Raw genomic sequence first — 22,921 nt, forward strand, 5'->3', positions numbered from 1 at the left:
GAACCGCGGCGGGCGCCCCGGTCCCTCCGGCGCCGAACGGGTCCGCCCACGGGCACGGAAAGGGCGCTGATGGGGCCTCTGCACGGAATCCGGGTCGTGGAGTTCACCGGGATCGGTCCCGGCCCGATGGCGGCGATGCTGCTCGCCGACCTGGGGGCGAGCGTCCTGCGGCTGGACCGCCCCGCGGCGGCCGAGGCCGCCCGCCAGGGCGCCCGGCCGCACATGACCACCGGCCGGCCGGTCCTGGGGGTGGACCTGAAGTCGGAGGCCGGCGCGGCCACCGCCCTGCGCCTCGTCGACGCCGCCGACGTGCTGCTGGAGGGCTTCCGGCCCGGGGTGCTGGAACGGCTGGGCCTGGGCCCCGACGTCTGCCTGGAGCGCAACCCGCGGCTGGTCTACGCGCGCATGACCGGGTGGGGCCAGGACGGCCCGCTGGCGCGCGCCGCCGGGCACGACATGAACTACATCTCCCTCAACGGCGCCCTGCACAGCATCGGCCGGCGCGGCGAGGCGCCCGTGCCGCCGGTCAACCTGCTCGGCGACTTCGGCGGCGGCACGATGTTCGTGGTCACCGGGATCCTCAGCGCGCTGGTCGAGCGGCAGACGTCGGGACGCGGCCAGGTGGTGGACGCCGCGATGGTCGACGGCAGCGCGCTGCTGATGTCGATGGTCTACGAGGACCGCGCCCGGGGCGCCTGGTCCGACGAGCGGGGCACCAACTACCTCGACACCGGGGCGCCCTGGTACGACGTCTACACCTGCGCCGACGGCCGCCATGTGTCGGTGGGCTGCATCGAGCCGCAGTTCTACGCCGCGTTCCTGGCGGGTGTCGGCCTGGCCGGCGATCCGGACCTGCCCGACCAGTGGGACCGGGAGCGCTGGCCGGAGCTGCGCGCGCGGTTCGCCGCCGTCCTGGCCACGCGCACCCGCGACGAGTGGGCGGCGGTGTTCGAGGGCACCGACGCCTGCGTGCAGCCGGTGCTGTCCATGCCGGAGGCCGCGGCCCACCCCCACGTGCGCGCCCGCGGCTCGGTGGTCGAGAAGGACGGCCGCCTCTACCCCGGCCCCGCGCCGAGGTTCGGCCGCACCCCGGGCCGGTGCACCCGCGACCCCGACTTCCCCGAGCCGTCCGCGGCCGAGACCCTGAAGGCGTGGGGCCTGCCCGACGTGGACCCGGCCTAGCCCGGCTCCTCGGTGTCCAGCCGGAAGGCGCGGCGGCCGTTGGCCGCCACGGCGGCGGCCAGGTCGTCCTCGGCCATGCCCTTGACCTCGGCCAGCGCGCGCAGGGTGTAGGGGATGAGGTAGGGGGCGTTGGGGCGGCCGCGGTAGGGCTTGGGGGTGAGGAAGGGGGCGTCGGTCTCGACGAGGATCAGCTCCGGCGGGGCCGCGGCCGCCGCCTGGCGCAGCGGTTCGGCGCTGGCGAACGTGACGTTCCCGGCGAAGCTCATGTAGTAGCCGTGCTCGGCGCAGACCTTGGCCATGTCGGCGTCGCCGGAGAAGCAGTGGAACACCACCGTCTCGGGCGCGCCCTCCTCGGCCAGGACGCGCAGGACGTCGTCGTGGGCGTCGCGGTCGTGGATCATCAGCGCGCGGCCGTGCCGCTTGGCGATGTCGATGTGCCGGCGGAACGACTCCTGCTGGGCGCGCACGCCCTCCTCGCCGGTGCGGAAGTAGTCCAGGCCGGTCTCGCCGACGGCGCGCACGCGGGGCAGGGCGGCCAGGCGGTCGATCTCGGCCAGGGCCTCGGCCAGCCCGGCCTCGCCGCCGGGCGGGCGGACCTTGCCCGCCCAGTCGGTGTCGTCGACCTCGACCCCCGGTGCGCCGTCGCCGTGCACGATCCGCGGGGCCTCGTTGGGGTGCAGCGCCACGGCCGCCCACACCCGCCCCGGGTGGCGGTCGGCGACCTCGGCGGCCCACCGCGACGACGGCACGTCCACGCCCACCTGCATCAGCGGCGTGACCCCCACCGCCTCGGCGGCGGCGATGATCTCGGCGACCTCGGGGGTCTGCATGTCCATGTGGGTGTGGCTGTCGCCCACGGCGACGCGCAGGGGCTCGGGCGGCTCCGGCGGCGTCTGCGCGTTGCGGTTGCGGACGGCCTGGCCGCTTCGCTTGCCCATGGCGGATCCCCCCGTGGTCGTGGTGAGTGGTGCGTGGACCTGCGCGCGCCGCGCGCGGGCGCAGTACGTGGCGGGCGCTCCGGCACTGCCAACCGGCCGCGCGGCCCCGGAATTCCCCCCGGGGCCGCCGCCCGGAGCGTGGCGTTTGCGACGCCGGTTCCGCGACCGGGCCCCGGGGCGCACCGCCCCGGGGCCCGGCGCGCTACTTCGCGGCGTCCTCGAGCCGGGCGACCTCTTCGTCGGCCACGGCGGGGTCGAGCTTGGTGAACAGCGGCGTGGGGGCCGCCAGCGGGGTGCCCGGCCGCACCGGCACGGACTCCCAGCGGGCCTGGCTGGCGGCGTAGTCGCCGGTGATCACCTGGTAGGTGGTGGGTTCGCCGCTGCCGCCGATGGTGTCCACGGCGTCCTCGACGTGCGGCATGGCCGACCACACCCCCGTGCCGCCCAGCATGGCGTGGACCTTGTTGGACGACGCCGGCAGGAACGGCGTGAGCAGGGTCTTGGCGTCGTCGACCAGCTGCAGCGCGACGTGCAGGACGGTGCGCATGCGGTCGGGGTCGGTCTTGCGCAGGGCCCAGGGCGCCTGGTCGGAGATGTACTTGTTGGCCTCGGCGACGGTGCGCATGGCCTCCTGGAGCCCGGCCTTGAACCGCGAGCGGTCCAGGTGCCCGCCCACGGCGGCGAAGGCCGCCCGGGAGTGGTCGAGGACCCGGCGGTCGTCGTCGGTGAGGTCGCCGGCCTCGGGGATCTCGCCGACGTACTTGGCGGCCATGGAGATCGTGCGGTTGACCAGGTTGCCCCAGGCGGCCACGAGTTCGTCGTTGTTGCGGCGGACGAACTCGGCCCAGGTGAAGTCGGTGTCCTGGGTCTCGGGGCCGGCCGCGATGATGTAGTACCGCAGGGCGTCGGCGGAGTAGCGCTCCAGGAAGTCGCGGACGTAGATGGCCACGCGCCGCGACGAGGAGAACTTGCGGCCCTCCATGGTCAGGAACTCGCTGGAGACGACCTCGGTGGGCAGGTTCAGCGCGCCCAGCGAGCCGGGGTCGCCGTCGCGGTCGCCGATGCCGCTGTAGCCCATGAGCATGGCCGGCCAGATCTCGGCGTGGAAGACGATGTTGTCCTTGCCCATGAAGTAGTAGGACTCGGCCTGGGGGTCCTGCCACCACCGCCGCCAGGCGTCGGGGTCGCCGGTGCGCTTGGCCCACTCCACCGCCGCCGACAGGTAGCCCACGACGGCGTCGAACCAGACGTAGAGCCGCTTGTTGGCGTTGTCGCTCCAGCCCTCCAGCGGGATCGGCACGCCCCAGTTGAGGTCGCGGGTGACCGCGCGCGGCTGGAGGTCGTCGAGGAGGTTCAGCGAGAACTTCAGGACGTTGGGCCGCCACTGGCCGGACTTGGCCGTGAGGTAGGTGCCCAGGGCCTCGGCGAACGCGGGCAGGTCGAGCATGAAGTGCTCGGTGTCGACGAACTCGGGGACCTCGCCGTTGACCTTGGAGCGGGGCTCGATGAGGTCGATGGGGTCGAGCTGGTTGCCGCAGTTGTCGCACTGGTCGCCGCGCGCGCTGTCGTAGCCGCAGATGGGGCAGGTGCCCTCGATGTAGCGGTCGGGCAGCGTGCGGCCGGTGGAGGGCGAGATGGCGCCCTTGGTGGTGCGGGTGAAGATGTAGCCGTTGTCGTAGAGCCCGGTGAACAGCTCCTGGGCCACGGCGTAGTGGTTGCCGGTGGCGGTGCGGGTGAACAGGTCGTAGGACAGGCCGAGGGCGACCAGGTCCTCGACGATGACCCGGTTGTAGCGGTCGGCCAGCTCGCGCGGGGTGACACCCTCCTGGTCGGCGAGGACCTGCACGGGGGTGCCGTGCTCGTCGGTGCCGCTGACCATCAGGACGTCGTGCCCGGACATTCGCTGGAAGCGCGCGAAGACGTCGGAGGGGACCCCGAAGCCGGAGACGTGTCCGATGTGGCGGGGGCCGTTGGCGTAAGGCCAGGCCACCGCGGTCAGGATGTGGCGTTTCGACGACATGCCACAAGCCTAAAGCCGCCTGGCCCCCGATTCACCCGCGTTTCGCGGGCCTGTGGACACCGGCGCCGGCCGCGCGGCGCCCCGGGGCCGGTCCGCCGGCCGCCCCGGCGCCCGGCCGGACGCCCCGGTCAGCGTTCGCCGACCGGCGCGGCACGCCGAGTCGGTAAGGTGTCTCCTTGAGCTCGTCTGCCGAGACAGGCGTCCGCGCCCACGCGCCCCTCAAGCCCAGCGGACACGGCCGGCACGGCCCAGGATCGACGAAGGCGGTGGTCACCGTGGTCACCCGCGCCTTCGCCGTGCTCGTGGCGCTGGCCCTGCTGGTGCTCGGCGCGCCCGTCGCCCCCACGGCCCTCGCCGTGCCGCCGCCCGCCGCGCGGGCCGACGGCGCCCGCCCGGCCGTCCCGGCCGACCGCGACCTCCCCGCCGCCCTGTGGGCCGAGCGCGACTCCGGCGCGGTGGCCCTGGCCATCCCCGGCTGGAGCGGCGACCACCGCCCGCAGGTGCGCGACCTGCCCGACGCCTACAGCCCCGAACTCCCCTGGGCCCCGCCGCTGGACGGCCCATGGGGCCGGGTGCCGCCGCCGGTGTCGGTGCCGGCGCCCGACACCGCCGACGCGTTCGCGCTGCCTCCCGGCCGGGCGCCGCCTCTCACCGCGCGCGTGTGAACCATCCCCCGCCGCACCCCGCGGCAGCCGCGGCACCCATGGCGCTGTGCGCCGGTGCCGCCACGGTCGCATGAAGAGTTCGTGAGAGGTAGTCCATTGTCCACACAATCGGGAGCCGGGACGCGCTGGCTGCGCGGCCTCGTCTCCCTCGCCATCGTGATCGGTGCCTTCGGCGCCGCGTGGTTCATCCCGCCGCAGCTGGGGCTCGACCTGAGCGGCGGCACCCAGATCGTCCTGGAGACCCAGGACGCCCCCAACGGCACCGAGGCCAACGCCGAGAACACCGACCAGGTGATCGAGGTGCTGCGCGAGCGCATCGACAGCCTCGGCGTCAGCGAGGCGACGATGTCGCGCTCGGGCGAGAACCGCATCATCGTCGAGCTGCCCGGTGTGCAGGACCCCACCGAGGCGGCCGAGATCCTGGGCCAGACCGCCCAGCTCACCTTCCACCCCGTTCTGGGGGTGGCGCCCGCCCAGGGCAGCGGCGTGCAGGCGCCCACCGGCGACTTCGCCAACGCCCCGGCTGACGAGGCCAACGCCCCGGCCGACGGCCAGGACACCGGCGGCGACGGTGGCGGCGGTGGAGACGGCGGCGGCGAGGGCGGCGGCTCCGAGATGAGCCAGGAGGAGCTGGAGCAGCTCCTCCAGGGCCAGGGCGGCACGGGCGCCGGGGGCGGCGGACAGCCCGCCGAGAACCCCGACGACGTCGCCCGCACGCTGCCCGACGAGCAGGGCAACCAGCTCCAGCTGGGCGCGTCCCAGATCCAGGGCGCCCAGGTCGCCAACGCCGAGGCCGTCCTCGACCCCACGACCAACACCCAGTGGCAGGTCAACGTCGAGTTCCGCGGCGAGGGCCAGGACGCCTGGGCCGAGCTGACCGGCCAGGCCGCCTGCGCCCCGCAGGGCGACGCCACGCGTCGCATCGCGATCGTGCTGGACGACGAGGTCATCTCCTCGCCCGAGGTCAACGCCGACACCGCCTGCGACGTCGGCCAGACCGGCGGCAGCACCACCATCACCAGCTCCACCTTCACCCAGGAGAGCGCCCAGGACCTCGCCGTGCTGATCGAGGGCGGCTCCCTGCCGCTGCCGGTCACCGAGGTGCAGCGCCAGACGGTCGGCCCGACCCTGGGCGCCGACGCCATCGAGGCCAGCTTCATCGCCGGCGCGGTGGGCATCCTGCTCACCGCGATCTACATCTGCGTGGCCTACCGGCTGGTCGGCTTCATGGCCGCCGTCGCCCTGGCCTGCTACACGCTGATCTCCTACGCCGCCCTGGTGGTGCTCAGCGCGACGCTCACCCTGCCCGGCCTGGCCGGGTTCGTGCTCGCGATCGGCATGGCGATCGACGCCAACGTGCTGATCTTCGAGCGGGCGCGCGAGGAGTACCAGCAGCAGGAGAAGGTCTACCAGGCCAACAAGTCGGCCGGCATGGCCGACGCCACCGAGGCCGAGACCCGGCAGGCCGAGTCCGGCGTGCTGTCGCGGCGCCGTCGCCGGGCGATCCCGCCGAACCTGCAGAAGGCGTTCGTCGCCGGTACGCAGAAGGCGTGGAGCGCGGTCGTCGACACCAACATCACCACGCTCATCGCCGCCGTCCTGCTGTTCTTCTTCGCCTCGGGCACCGTGCGCGGCTTCGGTGTCACCCTGGGCCTGGGCACCGTGGCGTCGATGGTCTCGGCGCTGGTCATCGCCCGCGTGCTGGTGGAGTGGACCGTGCGGCGCAAGATCGTGCGCAAGCGCCCCGCCCTCAGCGGCATCTCCAAGATCAGCCGGGTGCGCGAGTGGCTCATCACCCGCAACCCCGACCTGATGTCGCGCGGGCGGCTGTGGCTGGGCATCGCCGGCCTGATCACCGTGGTGGCCGTCGTCGGCATCGTCGTGCGCCCGCCGAACTTCGGTGTGGAGTTCACCGGCGGCCGGGTCATGGACTTCACCACCCAGGAGAGCATCAGCGTCAGCGAGGCGCGCCAGGCGGTCTCCGAGGCCGGGTTCCCCACCGCCGTGGTGCAGGAGTCCGGCGACGGCGACGTGTCGGTGCGCACCGGGCCCATCAACGACGACGAGGCCGCCGACATCCAGGAGGCCCTGGAGGCCGAGGCCGGAGCGGCCGAGCGGATCTCCGACGAGCGGATCGGCCCGAGCATGGGCGACGAACTGCGCAACCGCGCGCTCATCGCGCTCGTCGCGGCGCTGGCCCTGCAGATGGTCTACCTGGGCTGGCGGTTCCGCTGGTCGTTCGGGCTGTCCACCATGCTGGCGCTGGCGTTCGACATCGTCCTGGTGATCGGCCTGTTCTGCTGGCTGGGCCGGCCCATCGACGGCGTGTTCCTGGCGGCCATCCTGAGCGTCATCGGCTTCTCGGTGAACGACTCGGTGGTGGTGTTCGACCGGGTGCGCGACGAGTGGGCGCAGGACAGCAAGTCCGGGTTCGCCAGGATCGCCAACACCGCGATCCTGCACACCCTGCCGCGGACGGTGAACACCACCATCGGCGGGCTGTTCATCCTCGCCACGCTCGCGATCTTCGGCGGGTCCTCGCTGCGGGACTTCTCGGTGGCCATGCTCGTCGGCCTGGTCTCGGGCGTGTTCTCCACGATGCTGGTGGCCGCGCCGCTGGCCGCCTGGCTGCAGCGGTGGGACAAGACCCCGCCGCCGCACGTCATCCGCGAGAAGCGCACCAAGCAGCGCCGCGAACTGCGCGCCGCCCGCGAGGCCAGCGACGGCGCGGTGGTCTAGCGCCGCCGCCCGCCGGCGGGTGCGGGACAACGGAGGGGCCGGGCGCCGTGCGCCCGGCCCCTCCGCCGTTTCCACTAGGCCCTGGGCGGCCGTGTGCGGCCCGGAGCGTCCCGCGCCGGCCCTCAGCGGTGCACGGCGTCGTAGACCTCGCGCTTGGGCACGCCCAGCTCGCGGGCGACGTCGCGGATGGCGTCCTTGCGCGTGGCGCCCTCGGCCTCGTGCGCCGCCACGGCCGCCACGAGGTCCTCGGGCTCGCGCGGCGCGTCCTCGGGCACGGCCCCGGCCACCACCAGGGTGATCTCGCCGCGCACCTCGCCCCGCGCCCACTGCGCCAGCTCGCCCAGCGGCGCCCGGCGGACCTCCTCGTAGGTCTTGGTCAGCTCGCGGCACACCGCCGCGCGGCGGTCGGCGCCGAAGGCCTCCGCCATCGCCGCCAGGGTGGCCGCCAGCCGGTGCGGGCTTTCGAAGAACACCATGGTGCGGCGCTCCCCGGCCAGCCCCGCGAAGTGCGCGGCCTGCCCCTTGCGGGGGGCGAACCCCTCGAAGCAGAAGCGGTCGGTGGGCAGCCCGGAGAGCACCAGGGCGGTCGTGACGGCCGTGGGGCCGGGCACCGAGGTGACGGGAACCCCCGCGGCCGCGCAGGCCGCCACGAGGCGGTAGCCGGGGTCGGAGACCCCGGGCATGCCGGCGTCGGTCACCACCAGGACGTCGCGCCCGGCCCGCAGCTCCGCCAGCAGCTCGTCGGCGCGCCGCGCCTCGTTGGCGTCGTAGTAGGAGACCACGCGGGCGCCGGAGTCTCCCCCCAGGCGCAGCCCGGCGCGGGAGGCGAACTGGCGCAGCCGCCGGGTGTCCTCGGCGGCGATGATGTCGGCCGCCTCCAGGGCGCGCAGCAGGCGCGGCGGCGCGTCGTCCAGGTTGCCGATCGGGAGTCCGGCCAGGGTGAGCGTGCCCGCGCCCGCGGCGCCGCCCGGCGCGCCGCCGGCCGCTTCCCGGGCCCGCGCCGAATCCGCGGCGCCCTGCTCCTGCCCGCCCGCCTTTCGCGCCCCTGCGGTCACGTTCTCCCCGTTCTCCAGACGCTACGGTTAGCTCATAATCCCCGCCGAGTGGCAGCCGAAGCCGGCCGCTGACCGTCCACCCGTGCCCCAACCTTAAGAGCCGATATGACCAGCACCGCACCCCACGCCACCACCGAGCCGGAACCCACCTGGCGCGCCACGGTCCGCGCGCGCCTGGTCCCGCCCTCCCCGTACCCGGCGTGGGTGGGGTGGATCAGCGCCCTGGCGGTGGCCCTGTTCGCCGGAGCGCTGCGGTTCATCGGCCTGGGGCGGCCCGACGAGATCTACTTCGACGAGACCTACTACGCCAAGAACGCGCTGGCGCTGTGGGTCTTCGGCTACGAGCACGAGACCGTCGAGGACGCCGACGGCCGGCTGGCCACCGGCAACGGCGACATCTGGTCGGGCGGCGCCGACTTCGTGGTGCACCCCCCGCTGGCCAAGTGGATGATCGCGGCGGGCGACTGGCTGTGGGGCCTGCTGCCGCTGACCGAGCCGGTCGAGCCGGCCGGCTGGCGCATGGCGGCGGCGGTGTTCGGCACGCTGTCGGTGCTGCTGCTGGCGCGCATCGCCCAGCGGATGACCCGATCCTGGCTGCTGGGCAGCGCGGCGGGGCTGATCATGGCGCTGGACGGCCTGCACTTCACGCTCAGCCGCATCGCCATGGTCGACGTGTTCCTGACGTTCTGGCTGCTGGCCGGGTTCGGCTGCCTGGTGATCGACCGCGACCGCACCCGCGCCCGGCTGGCGCGGCTGGCCGAGCAGGGGTCCAGCGGCGCCAACTGGCTGGGCGTGCGGTGGTGGCGGCTCGCGGCGGGGGTGTGCCTGGGCGCGGCCGTGGGCTGCAAGTGGTCGGCGCTGTTCTACCTGGCGGCGTTCGGGCTGCTGACCGTGGCCTGGGACTACGGGGCGCGGCGCAGCGCCGGGCACGACCGCACGGTGCTGCGCTGGTTCGGCTTCGACGCGGTGCCGGCGTTCTTCCAGATGGTGGGGGTCGCGGCGGTGACCTACCTCGCCACCTGGAGCGGGTGGCTGGCGACCTCGGGCGGCTACGGCCGCACCTGGGGCGCCCAGCACATGCCCGGCTGGCTGGCCGACCTGCCGGGCTGGCTGCAGGGACCCGTCAACGCGCTGCGCAGCCTGGCCTACTACCACCAGCAGATGTACACGTTCCACAGCGGGCTGTCCAAGCCGCACGACTACGCGTCGCAGCCCTGGGAGTGGATCATCATGCGCACCCCGGTGGCGTTCTACTACAACGACCAGCCCTCCACGTGCGGCGAGCCGGAGTGCTCCACCACCATCCTCAGCGTCGGCACGCCGGCCGTGTGGTGGCTGGGCATCGCCGCGCTGCTGGTGATGCTGGGGTGGTGGCTGACCTACCGCGACTGGCGCGCGGGCGCGGTGCTGCTGGGGGTCGCGGCCGGGTGGCTGCCGTGGTTCGCCTACCCCGACCGCACCATGTTCGTGTTCTACGCGCTGCCGATGCTGCCGTTCCTGGTGCTGGCCATCACCCTGGCGATCGGCCTGGCCATGGGCTCGGGCGAGGGGCGGCCGGAGTTCGCGCCGTGGAGCCGGGTGGCCGGGGGCGTGGTGTTCGGCGTGGTGCTGCTGCTGGTGATCGCCAACTTCGCCTACCTCTACCCGGTGCTCAGCGCCGAGACCATCCCCTACGAGGCGTGGGCCGACCGCATGTGGTTCCAGACCTGGATCTACGGCAACGGCGGCGAGGGCTAGCGCCCCCGCCGCACTCTTTCCGCCGTTCACCTCCCCCGCCACCGGAGAAATCAACAGCAACCGCACCGCCGAATGACGGGTTTTTGAACACTGATTTTCGTCCGGATAAGTCTCGGCAACGCCCGTATACGGCTGGTAGTCTCATGGATCGGTTGCGGTTGTAGTTTCCATGGATGGCCCAGGCGCCTCACGGAACTTCACGTGGGCGCTTGTCATTTGGGCGGGAACTCCCGGGGACGGGCGCTCGGCAACCCGGGGCCAGCAGGGTGCGGCCCCGATGTAGTCCCCAAGGGAGAGCAGATGGCTCAGGGCACCGTGAAGTGGTTCAACTCTGAGAAGGGTTTCGGTTTCATCGCCGTTGAGGGCGGTGGACCGGACGTGTTCGTTCACTACTCGGCGATCGCGGGTACCGGCTTCCGGAACCTGGAAGAGGACCAGTCGGTCGAGTTCGAGATCACCCAGGGCCCGAAGGGTCCGCAGGCGTCCAACGTGCGCGCGCTCTGACGTCGCCTGAATTCGTTACTCGGCCCTTCGCTCGGTCTCCGGGCGAAGGGCTGTCTCATTCCCGGGGCATCCGCGGCTCGCCGTCGGCGCCCGCACCGGCCTGCCGCGCCGTGTCCCCGTCCGGCCCCGCGGCCGCCGCGGCGCCGGGCCCGCCCAGCGCACGCACCTGCTCGGTGAGGTGGGCCACCTGGGCGGTGAGCGCCTCCAGTTGCGTCATGACCGACTGGTGCTGGGCGAGTTCCAGCGCCTGGTCCTCCTGCCAGCGGTGGGCGTTGACCTCCTGCTCCAGGGCCGTGACGATCACGCCGATGACCAGGTTGAGCAGGATGAACGCGGTCACCACGATGTAGCCGACGAAGAACACCCACGCCATCGGCTGGCGCTCCATGGCCGGCTGGGCGACGTCGGGCCAGTCCTCCATGGTGAGCAGCATGAACATGCTGTAGAGGGTGGCGCCGAGGTCGCCGAAGTGCTCGGGGTCGATGTCGTGGAACAGCCGTTCGCCCAGGACGGCGGCGGTGTAGACGACGATCAGCAGCAGCCCGATCACGGTGCCCATGCCCGGCACGGCGTGGAACAGCGCCGAGACGATGGTGCGCAGCTGCGGCAGCACACTGACCAGGCGCAGGATGCGCAGCATCCGCAGCACGCCGAACCCGGTGGAGGCCGGCACCACGGCCACGCCGACGACCACCATGTCGAACCAGTTCCAGGGGTCGCGGAAGAACGCGCGGCCCTGGGCGACACCCTTGATCAGCAGTTCGACGGTGAAGACCGCGATGAAGACCACCTCGGCGGCGTCGAAGAACGGCCCGGCCTCGGCCAGCGGCCCGTCCTCGTAGGTCTCCAGGCCCAGGGTGACGGAGTTGAGCAGGATGGCGGCGACGATCGCGACCTGGAACCAGCCGCTCGCGACGATCGCCCGCGCTCGGCTGCGCAGCCCTGACTCGGCCACCGATCCACTCCCCCGCCCCACGGCCCCTGACATCACCGGCAAACGGGACCAACCCTAGCGTTTGCCGTGCCACGGCCCGGCGGTCCGGTCGGGCTCCCGCTCCGCCCCGACGGGGCGCGGCGGGGCCGGCGCGCGGGCCGCCGGGGCGCATGATGGACACGCGCCGGTCACCCCTGCGGTGTCTCCGCCAGGAACAACACCGGCTAATCTGCTAGAAGGCCGGAGCAATCACCACGGTCAATCGGAGGAACCCGGCATGTTCAACATCGGGGGCGGCGAGTTCGTCCTCCTGGGCCTGCTCGCGCTGCTGATCTTCGGCCCCGACCAGCTGCCGAAGGCCGCGGCCCAGGTCGGCCGGGTGCTGCGCCAGTTGCGCACCATGGCCGACAGCGCGCGCTCCGACATCCAGAAGGGCCTGGGCCCCGAGTTCAAGGACTTCGACGTCGAGGACCTCAACCCGCGCCGGTTCGTCCAGAAGCACTTCTGGGAGGCCGGCGAGAACGACTCCTCCCGGCGCCGCCGCCCGGCCTCGCAGCTCAACGGCAAGCGCCCGCCCTTCGACAGCGAGGCCACCTGAGCGCTGCGGCGCGCCCCGCCCGGCGGGGTCAGCCGAACAGCATGACCAGGACCAGGCCGATCCCCATGACCACGGCCGACCCCGCGATCACCGCCGGGGAGTCCAGCAGCGCCACCAGCACCTCCGCGCCGATCGTGCCGATCACCGCCGCCGCCGGCCAGGGCCAGCGCGCGGCCGGCTCCCAGCCGTTGCGGCGCTCGCGGTAGACCTCGGTGAGCGCGGCCCCGGCCAGCAGCCCCCAGAACAGCACGTGCCACACCGCGCGGGTGCCCACCTCGATGTAGTCGGCCGCGCCCGCCGCCGCCATCACGAACAGCGCGGTGCTGATCCCCAGCCGCCAGTGGCCCCGGCCGCGCATGGGCGGGATGGCCTTGCGGCGGGCGGGGGTGTCGCAGCGGAACCGCTCGGCGGCCACGGGGGCGGGATCGGGGTCGTCGACCGGCGCGGGTTCGGGCGGCGGGGGCGGCGGCTCGGCGTAGTGGTAGCCCCCGGGGGCGCGGTCGCCGATCGGGTACTCGGTGCCGCCGGGGAAGTTCGCGCCGCCGCTGTCGGCGGGGTCGGGCGGGGTCGGCCGGTGCGGTGGCGCGGGCTCCGGTCGGGGGTGCTCCGGGGAGTCGGGCACGGGGTCTCGCCGCCCTTCTGCGTCCGACGGGCTTCCACGCTCCGTAGCTACCCGCTCCGCCGCGCGCCGGAACGCGCGGGGACGCCACCGGAGGGGCGGAGTTGGCCCACCGGGTGGCCCGGTGCCGCCCCGGCGGGCGCGCGGCGCCGGGAGGCGGCGGGCCGGGCGGACACGGACGCGGGGATCAGCCGACCGGGCGGCGGGTGCGCCGCGGGAGGCGGTGGGGACGCGGGAAGGTGCGGGAAAGGTGCGCCGGGCGGGAGGGGCGGATGCACACCGGTCTCCGGCCCGGGGGCACGGGCCGGAGACCGGTTCGTTCCGAACGGATGCCGGAAGAGGGATGACGGCCTAGTACCAACCCCAGTTGGCCTCGGCCGCCACGGCCTGGTCGGCGGTGGCCGCCGGAACCGAAGGCGCCAGAATCGCGGTGACCGCGAGGGCCACAACAGCGCACAGCTTCTTTAACACAGCACACCTTCCCATTGCATCGTCATCCATCCCCACATACAAGATGGCCTAACGGACACACTTACGCAAGACCCCAAGTTGTAATATTAACGCACTTCTACCGAAAACTGATGCTTATCGTGCAGAAACCCGCATAAATAATGATGCGCCGCGCAGTACGGCCTGTGCGGTCTCCGCTCCGACCTGATTCACTCCCGCCGCGCGGTTCGCACGGGGGCCGCGCCGCCTGCGCCCGCTCGGCGCCTCCGGGTGCGCCGCGCGCCCGGACGGCGGCGGGCGCGGACGGAGGCGAACACCGCCCTACCAGGCCACCTGCCGAAACGACCAGCCAAAACACGGCACCCGGCATTCCCGTGGCGCAGCGTGATCATGAGGCGCGGGTCGCGATGGCGACAATCCGCGGACGGCACGGCCGGTCATTACGCACCGCAAGCATGCCGGATTGGCGGACACCGCGATTTTATCGCGTTATGAGCGGCACAATGCGCACCTGTGCCACTCCCGCCATTGCGGTGGTTGTCGGAGGAGGGCCCAACGCCGCCTCCGACGCGGGGATACCGGCGCGCATTACCGCCGTCCGCCCCGGATTCGGGCGCCTTCACACACCGTGGCCGAGAATGGCGGCAGACGCCCGGCGAGGCGGGTGGAAAAGGAAAAGGAGGCCGCCTGGCGGCCTCCGCGAATCTCACAGCCGGTGATTGCCCGCGGTACGCTCCCGCGGTGTGGACACCGTCGGTTTGCGCGCAATCACCGACCGCGCACAGAACGGCCCGGGATTTCCCGAACCGCCCTGGATAAGTGGAGCTGAGGGGATTTGAACCCCTGACCCCCTCGATGCGAACGAGGTGCGCTACCGGACTGCGCTACAGCCCCAAGGACGCTTCAAATGCTAGCAGCTTCCGCCCGGTGCTCCGAACCGATAACCGGTTCCCCCCGCGGCCCGCGCCGCGGGCGGGTGGCGGGCGGCCCGGTGCGGGCCGCCCTCAGTCGCCCGCGGCGCGCAGCTGGGCGTCGGTGTACTGGTCGTAGACCTGGTTGCGCCGCTCCATCAGCTCGATCACCTCGGCCTCGCGCGCGGCCTCGGCGCGGGCCCGGCGGATCCGCTCCAGGCGCCGGCGGCGGCGCTCCTCGGCGGCCCGGCGCTCGGCGTCGGCCTTGGCCGCCTCGCGCAGCAGCACCAGGTGGCCCAGCAGCAGCACGGTCGGCGGCACCAGCACCCACCAGGGGCCCAGGCCGGCGGCCACCCCGGCGCCGCTCAGCCCCAGCAGCGCCACCAGCACGGTGGTGCGGCGGCGCCGGCGGGCGATGACCCGGGCGCGGCGGGCGCGCGGGGGCGGGAGCGGCTCGCGGCCCACGGCGGGCTCGGGCAGCGGACCGGAGGCGTGGTGGGCCTCCACGTCGGTGTCGAAGACCGCCCCGGTGTCCTCGGCGGCGGGTGCGCGGTCGTCGGCGTCCTCGCCCGGGTGCGCCGCCTCGGGCGCGCTGTCCTCGGCGGGCGCCTCGGCGCCGTCTTGCGCACCGGCCTCGCCGCCGACCGGCTCGTCGTACTCGACCTGGTCGTCGTGGTCGGGCGCGGGGTCGCGGCGCAGGAGCATCGGCACCAGCACGATCAGCCAGACGACGACGATGGCGAGATACAGAGGAGAGCTGCTCATGACTCCTCCTCGCACCGCCGGTCACCGGACACTCTCAGACGCTCCGGCGACGAGGCTGGTTCATGGCCCATGGCGACCCGCGGCCCGGTGGGCCGCTCCGAGGTCACGATGCGGCGCTGGAGCCGTCCATCGCGCCACTCGTCATTCGCCGTCTCCCATGCGCCATATGCACGTGTTGCCTGCATCGTTGGTACGTCTACGTTCCGCACCGTACGACCAGGTGTCCATAAATGCGCAGTATTCGGCCCGGAGTGTCGTGAGATTACAGTCTTTCCTCTTTCCCCGCCGCCCCATATTGCCGCAGGACACCCAGGTCACGGCGCGGCGGCCCGGGGGGATAGGCGTGATCGCGCGACGCGACCCAGTCCGGTGCCGACAGGTCCCGGCCGGGTACCGGCGATTATCCCGCGAACGGACGGGTGCCGACACCGGTTTAGGGGCGAAGTCCTTACTCTCGGCGATCACCGGGGGCCGCGGGCGGCCTCACGGCCATCCGGGCCGGGGCGCCGCCCCGGGCGCCGCTCCCCCTCCGCCCGGGGCGTCGGGGCTGCCGGGGTCGCCGCCGGTCGCCCCGCCGGCGCCGCTGCCCCGCCGCCGCCAGCGCGCCAGCAGGCCGCCGGGGACGTCCTCGGTGGTCAGCGCGTAGGCGAGGTGGTCGCGCCACGCGCCGTCGATGTGCAACTGGCGGCGGCGCAGGCCCTCCTCGCGGAACCCCAGCTTCTCGACGACCCGCCGGCTGGCGCGGTTCTCGGGGCGGATGCTGGCCTCGATCCGGTGCAGGCCCACCGTGAAGAACGCGTGGTCCACCGCCAGCGCGACCGCCGTCGGGGTGGCGCCGCGGCCGGCGTAGGCCCGGTCGATCCAGTAGCCGACCTGGGCCGAGCGCGCCGACCCCCACACGATGGCGCTGATGGTGAGCTGCCCGGCGAAGACGCCGTCGTAGGTGATGGCCCAGGGCATCGAGATGCCCTGCCGGGCCTCGCGGCGGATCGCCTGGAGCATGGCCACGTAGGGGGACAGCCCGGTGCTCTGCAGCGGCATCTCGGGGTGCGTGGGCTCCCAGGGCCGCAGCCACTCGGCGTTGCGGACGCGGGTCTCGCGCAGCGCGCCGGCGTCGCGCAGCCGCAGCGGGCGCAGGCCGACCGGACCCTCCGCGAGGGTGATCGGCCAGCCGCGAATCCGGTTCACGTCGCGTCCTTCCGCCGCCTCCGGCCCCGCGGGCGGACGGCGGCCCGAGTAGGGGTGTGTGGCGCGCGGTCGCGCGGCAGCGGCCGGGGGGCACCTGGTGCCCCGGTCGCCGACCTCCAGTATCCCACCATGGCGGGCGGCCCGTCAGGCGCCGGGGCGGGGGTGGTCGCCCCCGCGCAGCTGGTCGAGGGCGTGGGCGAGGATCGGGCCGAGCACGGCCATGCCGTCGCGGACGCCGCCGCGGGAACCGGGCAGGTTGACCACCAGCATCCGGTGCCCGCCGCGCTCGGCGACCCCCGCCAGCCCGCGCGAGAGCACGGCCGAGGCCACGCCCTTCTCGCGGCCCGCGGCGCGCAGCGCCTCGGCGATCCCGGGGATCTCGTAGGCCAGCAGCGGACGGGTGGCCTCGGGGGTGGCGTCGGTGGGGCTCAGGCCGGTGCCTCCGGTGGTCACGGCGGCGTCGCAGCCCGCCTCCAGGGCGCGCGCCAGGGCCTCGGCCACGGGCGGGCCGTCGGGCACCACCCACGGGCCCTCGACGGCGACCCCGGGCAGCGCCGCAAGTTCGGCGCGCAGCACCTCGCCCGAGGCGTCGGCGTAGACCCCGGCCGCGGCGCGGTTGGAGGCCGTGATGGCGGCGACGCGGTAGCGGGCGGCGCCCTCGGCGGGCGCGGCGCCGGGTGCTCCTGGGGTTTCCGGGGCGCTCACCGGGACCGCCGCCAGTGCCCGGTCTTGCCGCCGGTCTTCTCCTCGACCCGGACGTCGGTGACGACCGCCTCGGGGTCGATGGCCTTGACCATGTCGATGAGCGCCAGCGCGGCGGACATGACGCAGGTCAGGGCCTCCATCTCCACACCGGTGCGGTCGGCGGTGCGCACGGTGGCGGTGATGCCCACGCCGCCGTCGTCCACGGCCAGGCCGAGGTCGACCCCGTGCACGGCGATGGGGTGGCACAGCGGCACGAGGTCGGGGGTGCGCTTGGCGCCCTGGATGCCCGCGATGCGGGCCACGGCCAGGGCGTCGCCCTTGGGCACGCCTCCCCCGCGCAGGGCGGCGACGGTGTCGGGGCGCAGCAGCACCCGCCCGGTGGCGGTGGCCGTGCGCGCGGTGACGTCCTTGGCGGAGACGTCGACCATGCGCGCCGCGCCCGAGGAGTCGAGGTGGCTCATCCCGGATGGATGGGCGTCGGGCATGGTGGGCTTCCTTCTGGGGTGTGGGACGGGGGCGCCGCGCGGACCGGGCGGCGGGTCCGCGGCGCCGCTCAGGCTCCGGTGGGCAGCTGCAGGACCTCCACCACACTGCCCTCGGGCAGCTCCGTGGTGTTCTCGGGGACCACCACCAGGGCGTTGACCTCGGCGAGCGCGGAGAGCTGGTGGGAGCCCTGCCGCGAGACCGGGGCCGCGGTGTAGCCGGTGCCGCCGGCGGCGTGGTCGTACTCCAGCACGGCGCGCAGGTAGGAGCGGCGGCCCGGCGGCGAGTGCCGGACGGGGGCGGCCAGGCGGGCGTGCACCGAGGGCAGGGGGTCGGGCGGCAGGCCGCGCAGCCGGCGCAGGGCGGGCAGTACGAACAGGTAGAAGGACACGAACGAGCTGACGGGGTTGCCGGGCAGGGTGAGGATGGGGGTGGCCGGGTCGCCGACGGTGCCCAGGCCCTGGGGCTTGCCGGGCTGCACGGCCACCTGCTCGAACCGCACGGTGCCCAGGCCCGAGAGCACCTCCTTGACCACGTCGTAGGCGCCCATGCTGACGCCGCCGGTGGTCAGCACGATGTCGGCCTGCACCAGGACGTCCTCGATGGTGCGCAGCACGGTGGCGGGGTCGTCGCCGACGAACCCGTGCCGGTAGGCGGCGCAGCCGGCGTCCAGGGCGGCCGCGGTCAGCATGTAGCTGTTGGACTCCCAGATCTGGCCGGGGCCGATCGGGTTGCCCGGCTCCACCAGTTCGGCGCCGGTGGAGAGCACGACCACGCGCGGGCGGGGGTGCACGCGGACCGCGCGGCGGCCCACGGCGGCCAGCACGGCGAGTTCGGCGCCGCCCACCCGGGCGCCCCGGTGCACGACCGTGGTGCCCTTCTCGACGTCCTCGCCGACGCGGCGCACGGCGTTGCCCGGGCGCACCGGCCGGCTGATGGCGACCTCGGCCTGGCCGCCGTCGGTCCACTCCACCGGAACGACCGCGTCGGCGCCCCGCGGCAGGGGCGCGCCGGTCATGATGCGGGCGCAGTGGCCGCGCCGCACCGCGGTGGCCGAGGGGTCTCCGGCGGGGATGTCGGCCACCACGGGCAGCCGGACGGGCGCTTGCGCCGTGGCCTGGGCGACGTCGGCGGCCGCCACGGCGTAGCCGTCCATCGAGGAGTTGTCGAAGGCGGGCAGGGAGACCGGAGAGGCGACCGGCTCGGCGAGCACCCCGCCGTGCGCGCGGAGCAGGTCCAGCTCGATGGGGTCGAGCGGGCGGACCAGATCCAGGACGTCGGAGATGTGCTGCTCGACGGTCTTCATCGAAGGCTCCCTCAGCCATACCCGGTTGGCGGCGCGGCGAGTGCCGCGGCGGTGCGGCGCGTGACGGCCCGGCGCGGGGTCTCAGTCGTCGGCGCGCGGGGTGTCGTGGGCGGCCACGAACTCCCGCAGCCACGGCAGGAAGTCCGCGGCGAGGTCGGGGCGCTCACACGCGAATTCCACCACAGTGCGGAGGTAGTCGGCCTTGTTGCCGGTGTCGTAGCGCTGGCCGCGGAACAGGACGCCGTGCACGGGGCCGCCGTCCTCGGGCTTGCGGCGGGCCAGCTCGCGCAGGGCGTCGGTGAGCTGGATCTCGCCGCCGCGGCCGGGGCCGGTCTCGCGCAGCACGTCGAAGACGGCGGGGTCGCAGATGTAGCGGCCGATGATGGCCCAGCGGCTGGGCGCCTGGTCGGCCGGGGGCTTCTCGACGAGGTCGGTCACCACGACGACGTCGTCCTCGTCGGTGGCCTCGATCGCGGCGCAGCCGTAGAGGGAGACCTGCTCGGGCTCGACCTCCATGAGCGCCACGACGCTGCCGCCGTAGGTGTCGCGGACCTCGATCATGCGCTGCAGCAGGGCCTCGCGCTGGCCGATGAGGTCGTCGCCGAGGAGGACGGCGAACGGCTCGTCGCCCACGTGGGAGGCGGCGCACAGCACGGCGTGGCCCAGGCCCCGGGGCTCGCCCTGGCGGACGTAGTGGACCTGCGCCAGTTCGCTGGACTCGCGCACGGAATGCAGGCGCTGGGTGTCGTTCTTGGCCCGCAGCGCCTCCTCCAGTTCGTAGGCGCGGTCGAAGTGGTCCTCGATGGAGCGCTTGCTGCGGCCGGTGATCATCAGGACGTCCTGGAGGCCGGCGGCGACCGCCTCCTCCACCACGTACTGGATCGCCGGCTTGTCGACGATCGGCAGCATCTCCTTGGGCGTGGCCTTGGTCGCGGGCAGGAACCGGGTGCCCAGTCCGGCCGCCGGTACGACGGCCTTGGCCACTCCGGGCGGGCGGCGGTGCGTATCTGTCATGTCGGCACTTTAGGCCAGTCGCGCCGCCCGTGCGGCCCAGCCCCGCCGCCGCGCGCGCCGCCCGGCCGGGCGCGGGGGCGGGGCGGTCCGGCGAAGGGCTGCCGGGGCGCGGGGCGAACTGCCAGACTGCTGTGCCGTGACCACGGTTGAGACGAAGCGGGAGATGCGGCGCCGGATCCTGGCCGCCCGGCGGGCCATGCCCGAGGCCGAGCGCGCGGCGGCGGGCCCGGCGCTGCGCGATGCGCTGGCCGAGGTCCCGCTGCTGACCACGGGCGGCACGGTGGCGCTGTACTACTCGGTGGGCACCGAGCCGGACACCCGCAAGCTGCTCGCGGCCCTGTGGAAGCACGGGACCTACGTGCTGCTGCCGGTGCTGCTGCCCGGCGGCGAACTGGACTGGGCGGCCTACGAGGGCCCGGACAGCCTGGCGCCGGCCGGGCGCGGGCTGGTGGAGCCGCTGGGCCGGCGCTACGGCACCGACGCGCTGCGCCGGGCGGCGGCGGTGCTGTGCCCGGCGCTGGCCGTGGACGGCGCGGGGCGCCGCCTGGGGCGCGGCGCGGGCTGCTACGACCGCGCGCTGGCGCACGTGGGCCCGCACACCCTGACACTGGCGGTGATATACGACACAGAACTGGTGGCGGAGGTCCCGGCCGAGCCCCACGACCGGGCGGTCGACGGCGTGGTGACACCCGGCCGGGGGCTGCTCCGGTTCTAAAGCCGGTCGCGGCACGCGGCGGCGGCGCGGGCGCGGGGGCCCGGCCGGGCGGCCGACGTGGAACAGGGGGGCGGCGGGCGGCGTTGCACGGTATCGGCAGCGCCACCGTGAAGGCGCTCCGCCCCCGATGTCGCGGCTGTGCTGCCCGACCGCGTAATATTTGGCAGTCGACGGGTGAGAGTGCCAGCAAGGAGGACCCCAGTGCCGACGTACCAGTACGCATGCACCGAGTGCGGCTCCCAGTTGGAGGCCGTGCAGAGCTTCAGCGACGACCCGCTGACCGTCTGCCCCGAGTGCCAGGGGCGGCTGCGCAAGGTGTACTCCGCCGTGGGCATCGTGTTCAAGGGCTCCGGCTTCTACCGCACCGACAGCAACTCCTCGTCCAACCGCTCGGTGATGGCGGGGTCGAGCAAGAACGGTGCCAAGGACGACTCCTCGGGCGGCGCCAAGAGCGAGTCCTCGGGCTCGGACTCCGGGTCGGCGTCCTCGGGCTCCGACTCCGCCTCGACGGCCACGACCGGCTCCTCCTCCAGCGCCGCCGCGACCGCCGCGAAGTAGCCTTCACCCGCCCGCGCCCCCTGGGGTGGACGGGCGAAGCGCCGCTCGGCGCACCGTACTCTCGCATCCGGGCGGGCCCCGCCCGCCCGTCGTCTTGGCGTCCCCGCACCGGCCCGGCACAGCCCGTCGACCGTGCGGGGCGTTCGCAACCGACGAACCGTGCGCGCCGGCCGGAGCCGTGCGCACGCCGGCGCCGCCGCCGGCGCTCACGGCCCACCGACTCCCCGGGCCTCCGCGACCGCCTGAGCCGCGCTCCCGTGGCGGCCCCTGTGGACAACCGCGACACGCCACCCCGCCACCCGCCTACCGTGCGGCCATGGACACCACCCGGCACACCACCCCGTTCGCACGGCCGCGCCCCTCCCCCGCCCGCGCTCGCGCCCGTCCGCACCCGGCGCCCGGACCGCCGCTGCGCCCCTGTGGACAACGGCGGCATCCCCCGCCGCCCGCCGCCTACCGTGCGGGCATGGACACCGCGCGCACCGCCCGCCACCCGTTCCCGGGAGCCCGTGCCCGCGCCGCCGCCGCGCGGCGGCGGCGGGCGGCCGCCCAACCGCGTCCCGAGGCCGCGCCGTGAACGCCGGCCTGCGGGCCTTCCGCCTCCTGGCGCGGTGGCGCCGGGCGCTCGGCGCCGCCTGCGCGGCACTGGCCCTCACCGGGGCCGTGCTCCTCCTGCGCCCGACTCCCGCGCCCACCGCCGAGGTCTGGGTGGCGGCGCGGCCGCTGACCGCCCTGGAGCCCATCGCCCCCGGCGACCTCATCCTCCGCGCCCTGCCCGCCGGCGCCGTTCCCGACGGCGCCCTGGAGCCGTCCCACCGCGCCGAGGGGCGTTCGCTCTCCGGCCCCGTCGGCCGGGGCGAGGTCATCACCCGGGCGCGGCTGGCCGATCCCCCCGCGCGGGGCCACGGCCCCGGCATGGTGGCGGCGCCGCTGCGGGTGCCCGACCCCGGCGTGGTGGACCTCCTGCACCCCGGCAGCCGGGTCGACGTCCTCGCCGCCCCGGCCGACCCCGCCGTCGCCACGGCCGCGGACTTCGGCGGCACTGGCGGTCCGGCGGCGGCGCCGGCCGTGACCGTCGTCGAGGACCGCCCGGTCATCGCCGTGCCCGATCCCGGATCCGGCGGCGGACTGGGCGGCGGATCGCCGGGCGGGCTCGTGCTGCTGGCCGTCCGCCCCGACGAGGCCCGCGCGCTCGCCGGCCACGCCGCCGGCCTCCTGTCCATCACCATCCGCGGTTGACCTCTCACCCGGGGTGGTGGATGCTGTCCGGCGTTCCACACCCCCGCAAACGGGCACGTGGACCGGCGAGAATCCGACCCACTGCGTTTTATGAGGAGAGATGAGCGGTTTCCGGCAGTTCCTGATGCAGGGCAACCTCGTGCAGCTCGCGGTGGCGGTGGTGATCGGCGCGGTGTTCGCCGATCTCGTCACCGCCTTCACCGAGGGCTTCATCACCCCACTGATCGGCGTCTTCGGCGGGGTTCCGACCTTCGGCGAGCTGTACTTCGAGGTCAACGGCAGCCGTTTCCTGTACGGCCGGTTCATCGACGCCGCCGTGAGCTTCCTGCTCACGGCGGCCATCGTGTACTTCTTCGTGGTCCTGCCCATGACCAAGGTCCTGGAGCGCTTCACCAAGAAGGAGGAGGCCGCCAACCGCGAGTGCCCGCACTGCCGCAGCGAGATCAGCAAGGCGGCGTCCCGGTGCGCCCACTGCACCTCCGAGGTCACCCCCGAGACCGTCCCGGAGGCCGTCTCCGACGTCTCCGAGCCCGTGTCCTGACCACCGCCGCCGCCCGCGTCCGGCCGGTCCCCCGGGCCGGGCGCGAGCGGCGCGC

At 74.3% G+C, this 22,921-nt stretch carries 21 protein-coding genes and 1 tRNA gene; 10 read left to right on the forward strand and 12 right to left on the reverse strand.

Features of this window, described 5'->3' with window-relative positions:
• Positions 1 to 69: 69 nt before the first annotated feature.
• Positions 70 to 1,182: a CaiB/BaiF CoA transferase family protein gene (locus HNR12_RS12070; RefSeq protein WP_179767578.1), complete on the forward strand. Its 1,113-nt coding sequence runs from the start codon at positions 70 to 72 to the stop codon at positions 1,180 to 1,182.
• On the opposite strand, the gene HNR12_RS12075 is transcribed toward HNR12_RS12070, so the two are convergent.
• Both HNR12_RS12075 and metG read right to left on the reverse strand, forming a co-directional pair.
• Positions 1,179 to 2,120, reverse strand: a complete 942-nt coding sequence (locus HNR12_RS12075; RefSeq protein WP_179767579.1) for a TatD family hydrolase — start codon at positions 2,118 to 2,120, stop codon at positions 1,179 to 1,181. The genes HNR12_RS12070 and HNR12_RS12075 overlap by 4 nt on opposite strands.
• A 202-nt stretch (positions 2,121 to 2,322) precedes the next feature.
• Positions 2,323 to 4,140, reverse strand: coding sequence for a methionine--tRNA ligase (metG, locus tag HNR12_RS12080; RefSeq protein WP_179767580.1), 1,818 nt, complete (start codon positions 4,138 to 4,140; stop codon positions 2,323 to 2,325).
• 176 nt (positions 4,141 to 4,316) lie between these two features.
• Here metG and HNR12_RS12085 point away from each other — a divergent pair, with 176 nt between their 5' ends.
• Both HNR12_RS12085 and secD read left to right on the forward strand, forming a co-directional pair.
• Complete coding sequence (locus tag HNR12_RS12085; RefSeq protein WP_179767581.1) at positions 4,317 to 4,805, forward strand: hypothetical protein; 489 nt, start codon at positions 4,317 to 4,319, stop codon at positions 4,803 to 4,805.
• A 96-nt stretch (positions 4,806 to 4,901) separates the two neighbouring features.
• Positions 4,902 to 7,544 (forward strand): protein translocase subunit SecD, encoded by a 2,643-nt coding sequence (secD, locus tag HNR12_RS12090; protein WP_179767582.1) that lies wholly within the window; start codon positions 4,902 to 4,904, stop codon positions 7,542 to 7,544.
• Between the two features lie 122 nt (positions 7,545 to 7,666).
• On the opposite strand, the gene rsmI is transcribed toward secD, so the two are convergent.
• Entirely contained in the window at positions 7,667 to 8,482 is an 816-nt protein-coding gene (gene rsmI, locus HNR12_RS12095) for a 16S rRNA (cytidine(1402)-2'-O)-methyltransferase (RefSeq protein ID WP_179770568.1), read from the reverse strand.
• A 222-nt stretch (positions 8,483 to 8,704) separates the two neighbouring features.
• Here rsmI and HNR12_RS12100 point away from each other — a divergent pair, with 222 nt between their 5' ends.
• The gene (locus HNR12_RS12100; protein ID WP_179767583.1) at positions 8,705 to 10,336 is read left to right on the forward strand and encodes a dolichyl-phosphate-mannose--protein mannosyltransferase; all 1,632 of its coding nucleotides are present in this window, start codon (positions 8,705 to 8,707) and stop codon (positions 10,334 to 10,336) included.
• 300 nt (positions 10,337 to 10,636) lie between these two features.
• Positions 10,637 to 10,840 carry a cold-shock protein gene (locus HNR12_RS12105; protein WP_067975405.1) on the forward strand — a complete coding sequence of 68 codons (204 nt, stop codon included), beginning with the start codon at positions 10,637 to 10,639 and terminating at the stop codon, positions 10,838 to 10,840.
• Positions 10,841 to 10,895: 55 nt separating this feature from the next.
• Here HNR12_RS12105 and HNR12_RS12110 read toward each other — a convergent pair whose 3' ends face one another.
• Positions 10,896 to 11,795 carry an ion transporter gene (locus HNR12_RS12110; RefSeq protein WP_308118366.1) on the reverse strand — a complete coding sequence of 300 codons (900 nt, stop codon included), beginning with the start codon at positions 11,793 to 11,795 and terminating at the stop codon, positions 10,896 to 10,898.
• A gap of 256 nt (positions 11,796 to 12,051) precedes the next feature.
• Here HNR12_RS12110 and HNR12_RS12115 point away from each other — a divergent pair, with 256 nt between their 5' ends.
• Positions 12,052 to 12,372 carry a sec-independent translocase gene (locus tag HNR12_RS12115; protein ID WP_179767584.1) on the forward strand — a complete coding sequence of 107 codons (321 nt, stop codon included), beginning with the start codon at positions 12,052 to 12,054 and terminating at the stop codon, positions 12,370 to 12,372.
• A 28-nt stretch (positions 12,373 to 12,400) separates the two neighbouring features.
• Here HNR12_RS12115 and HNR12_RS12120 read toward each other — a convergent pair whose 3' ends face one another.
• The 8 genes from HNR12_RS12120 to galU all read right to left on the reverse strand — a co-directional run bounded on the left by HNR12_RS12120 (position 12,401) and on the right by galU (position 19,813).
• The gene (locus HNR12_RS12120) at positions 12,401 to 12,994 is read right to left on the reverse strand and encodes a hypothetical protein (RefSeq protein ID WP_179767585.1); all 594 of its coding nucleotides are present in this window, start codon (positions 12,992 to 12,994) and stop codon (positions 12,401 to 12,403) included.
• 1,267 nt (positions 12,995 to 14,261) lie between these two features.
• Positions 14,262 to 14,335 (reverse strand) — tRNA-Ala (locus tag HNR12_RS12125).
• 110 nt (positions 14,336 to 14,445) lie between these two features.
• Positions 14,446 to 15,117, reverse strand: a complete 672-nt coding sequence (sepX, locus tag HNR12_RS12130) for a divisome protein SepX/GlpR (protein WP_179767586.1) — start codon at positions 15,115 to 15,117, stop codon at positions 14,446 to 14,448.
• 483 nt (positions 15,118 to 15,600) lie between these two features.
• The gene (locus HNR12_RS12135) at positions 15,601 to 16,305 is read right to left on the reverse strand and encodes a GNAT family N-acetyltransferase (protein WP_308118367.1); all 705 of its coding nucleotides are present in this window, start codon (positions 16,303 to 16,305) and stop codon (positions 15,601 to 15,603) included.
• Positions 16,306 to 16,449: 144 nt separating this feature from the next.
• The gene (locus HNR12_RS12140; RefSeq protein ID WP_179767587.1) at positions 16,450 to 17,010 is read right to left on the reverse strand and encodes a MogA/MoaB family molybdenum cofactor biosynthesis protein; all 561 of its coding nucleotides are present in this window, start codon (positions 17,008 to 17,010) and stop codon (positions 16,450 to 16,452) included.
• Entirely contained in the window at positions 17,007 to 17,495 is a 489-nt protein-coding gene (gene moaC / locus HNR12_RS12145) for a cyclic pyranopterin monophosphate synthase MoaC (protein ID WP_179767588.1), read from the reverse strand. Before moaC ends, HNR12_RS12140 begins: the two co-directional genes overlap by 4 nt.
• A 68-nt stretch (positions 17,496 to 17,563) precedes the next feature.
• Positions 17,564 to 18,799, reverse strand: a complete 1,236-nt coding sequence (gene glp, locus HNR12_RS12150) for a molybdotransferase-like divisome protein Glp (protein WP_179767589.1) — start codon at positions 18,797 to 18,799, stop codon at positions 17,564 to 17,566.
• A gap of 81 nt (positions 18,800 to 18,880) precedes the next feature.
• Positions 18,881 to 19,813 (reverse strand): UTP--glucose-1-phosphate uridylyltransferase GalU, encoded by a 933-nt coding sequence (gene galU / locus HNR12_RS12155; protein ID WP_179767590.1) that lies wholly within the window; start codon positions 19,811 to 19,813, stop codon positions 18,881 to 18,883.
• 163 nt (positions 19,814 to 19,976) lie between these two features.
• Between galU and HNR12_RS12160 the strand changes: the two genes are divergently transcribed.
• The 4 genes from HNR12_RS12160 (at position 19,977) to HNR12_RS12175 (ending at position 22,866) form a co-directional block, all read left to right on the forward strand.
• Positions 19,977 to 20,528: a 5-formyltetrahydrofolate cyclo-ligase gene (locus HNR12_RS12160; RefSeq protein ID WP_179770570.1), complete on the forward strand. Its 552-nt coding sequence runs from the start codon at positions 19,977 to 19,979 to the stop codon at positions 20,526 to 20,528.
• Positions 20,529 to 20,729: 201 nt separating this feature from the next.
• On the forward strand, positions 20,730 to 21,086 hold the full coding sequence (locus HNR12_RS12165; RefSeq protein WP_179767591.1) for an FmdB family zinc ribbon protein: 357 nt from the start codon (positions 20,730 to 20,732) through the stop codon (positions 21,084 to 21,086).
• 573 nt (positions 21,087 to 21,659) lie between these two features.
• Entirely contained in the window at positions 21,660 to 22,325 is a 666-nt protein-coding gene (locus tag HNR12_RS12170) for an SAF domain-containing protein (protein WP_179767592.1), read from the forward strand.
• Positions 22,326 to 22,425: 100 nt separating this feature from the next.
• Positions 22,426 to 22,866 (forward strand): MscL family protein, encoded by a 441-nt coding sequence (locus tag HNR12_RS12175; RefSeq protein ID WP_179767593.1) that lies wholly within the window; start codon positions 22,426 to 22,428, stop codon positions 22,864 to 22,866.
• Positions 22,867 to 22,921: the final 55 nt, after the last annotated feature.

The organism is Streptomonospora nanhaiensis, assembly GCF_013410565.1.
Lineage (GTDB): Bacteria > Actinomycetota > Actinomycetes > Streptosporangiales > Streptosporangiaceae > Streptomonospora > Streptomonospora nanhaiensis.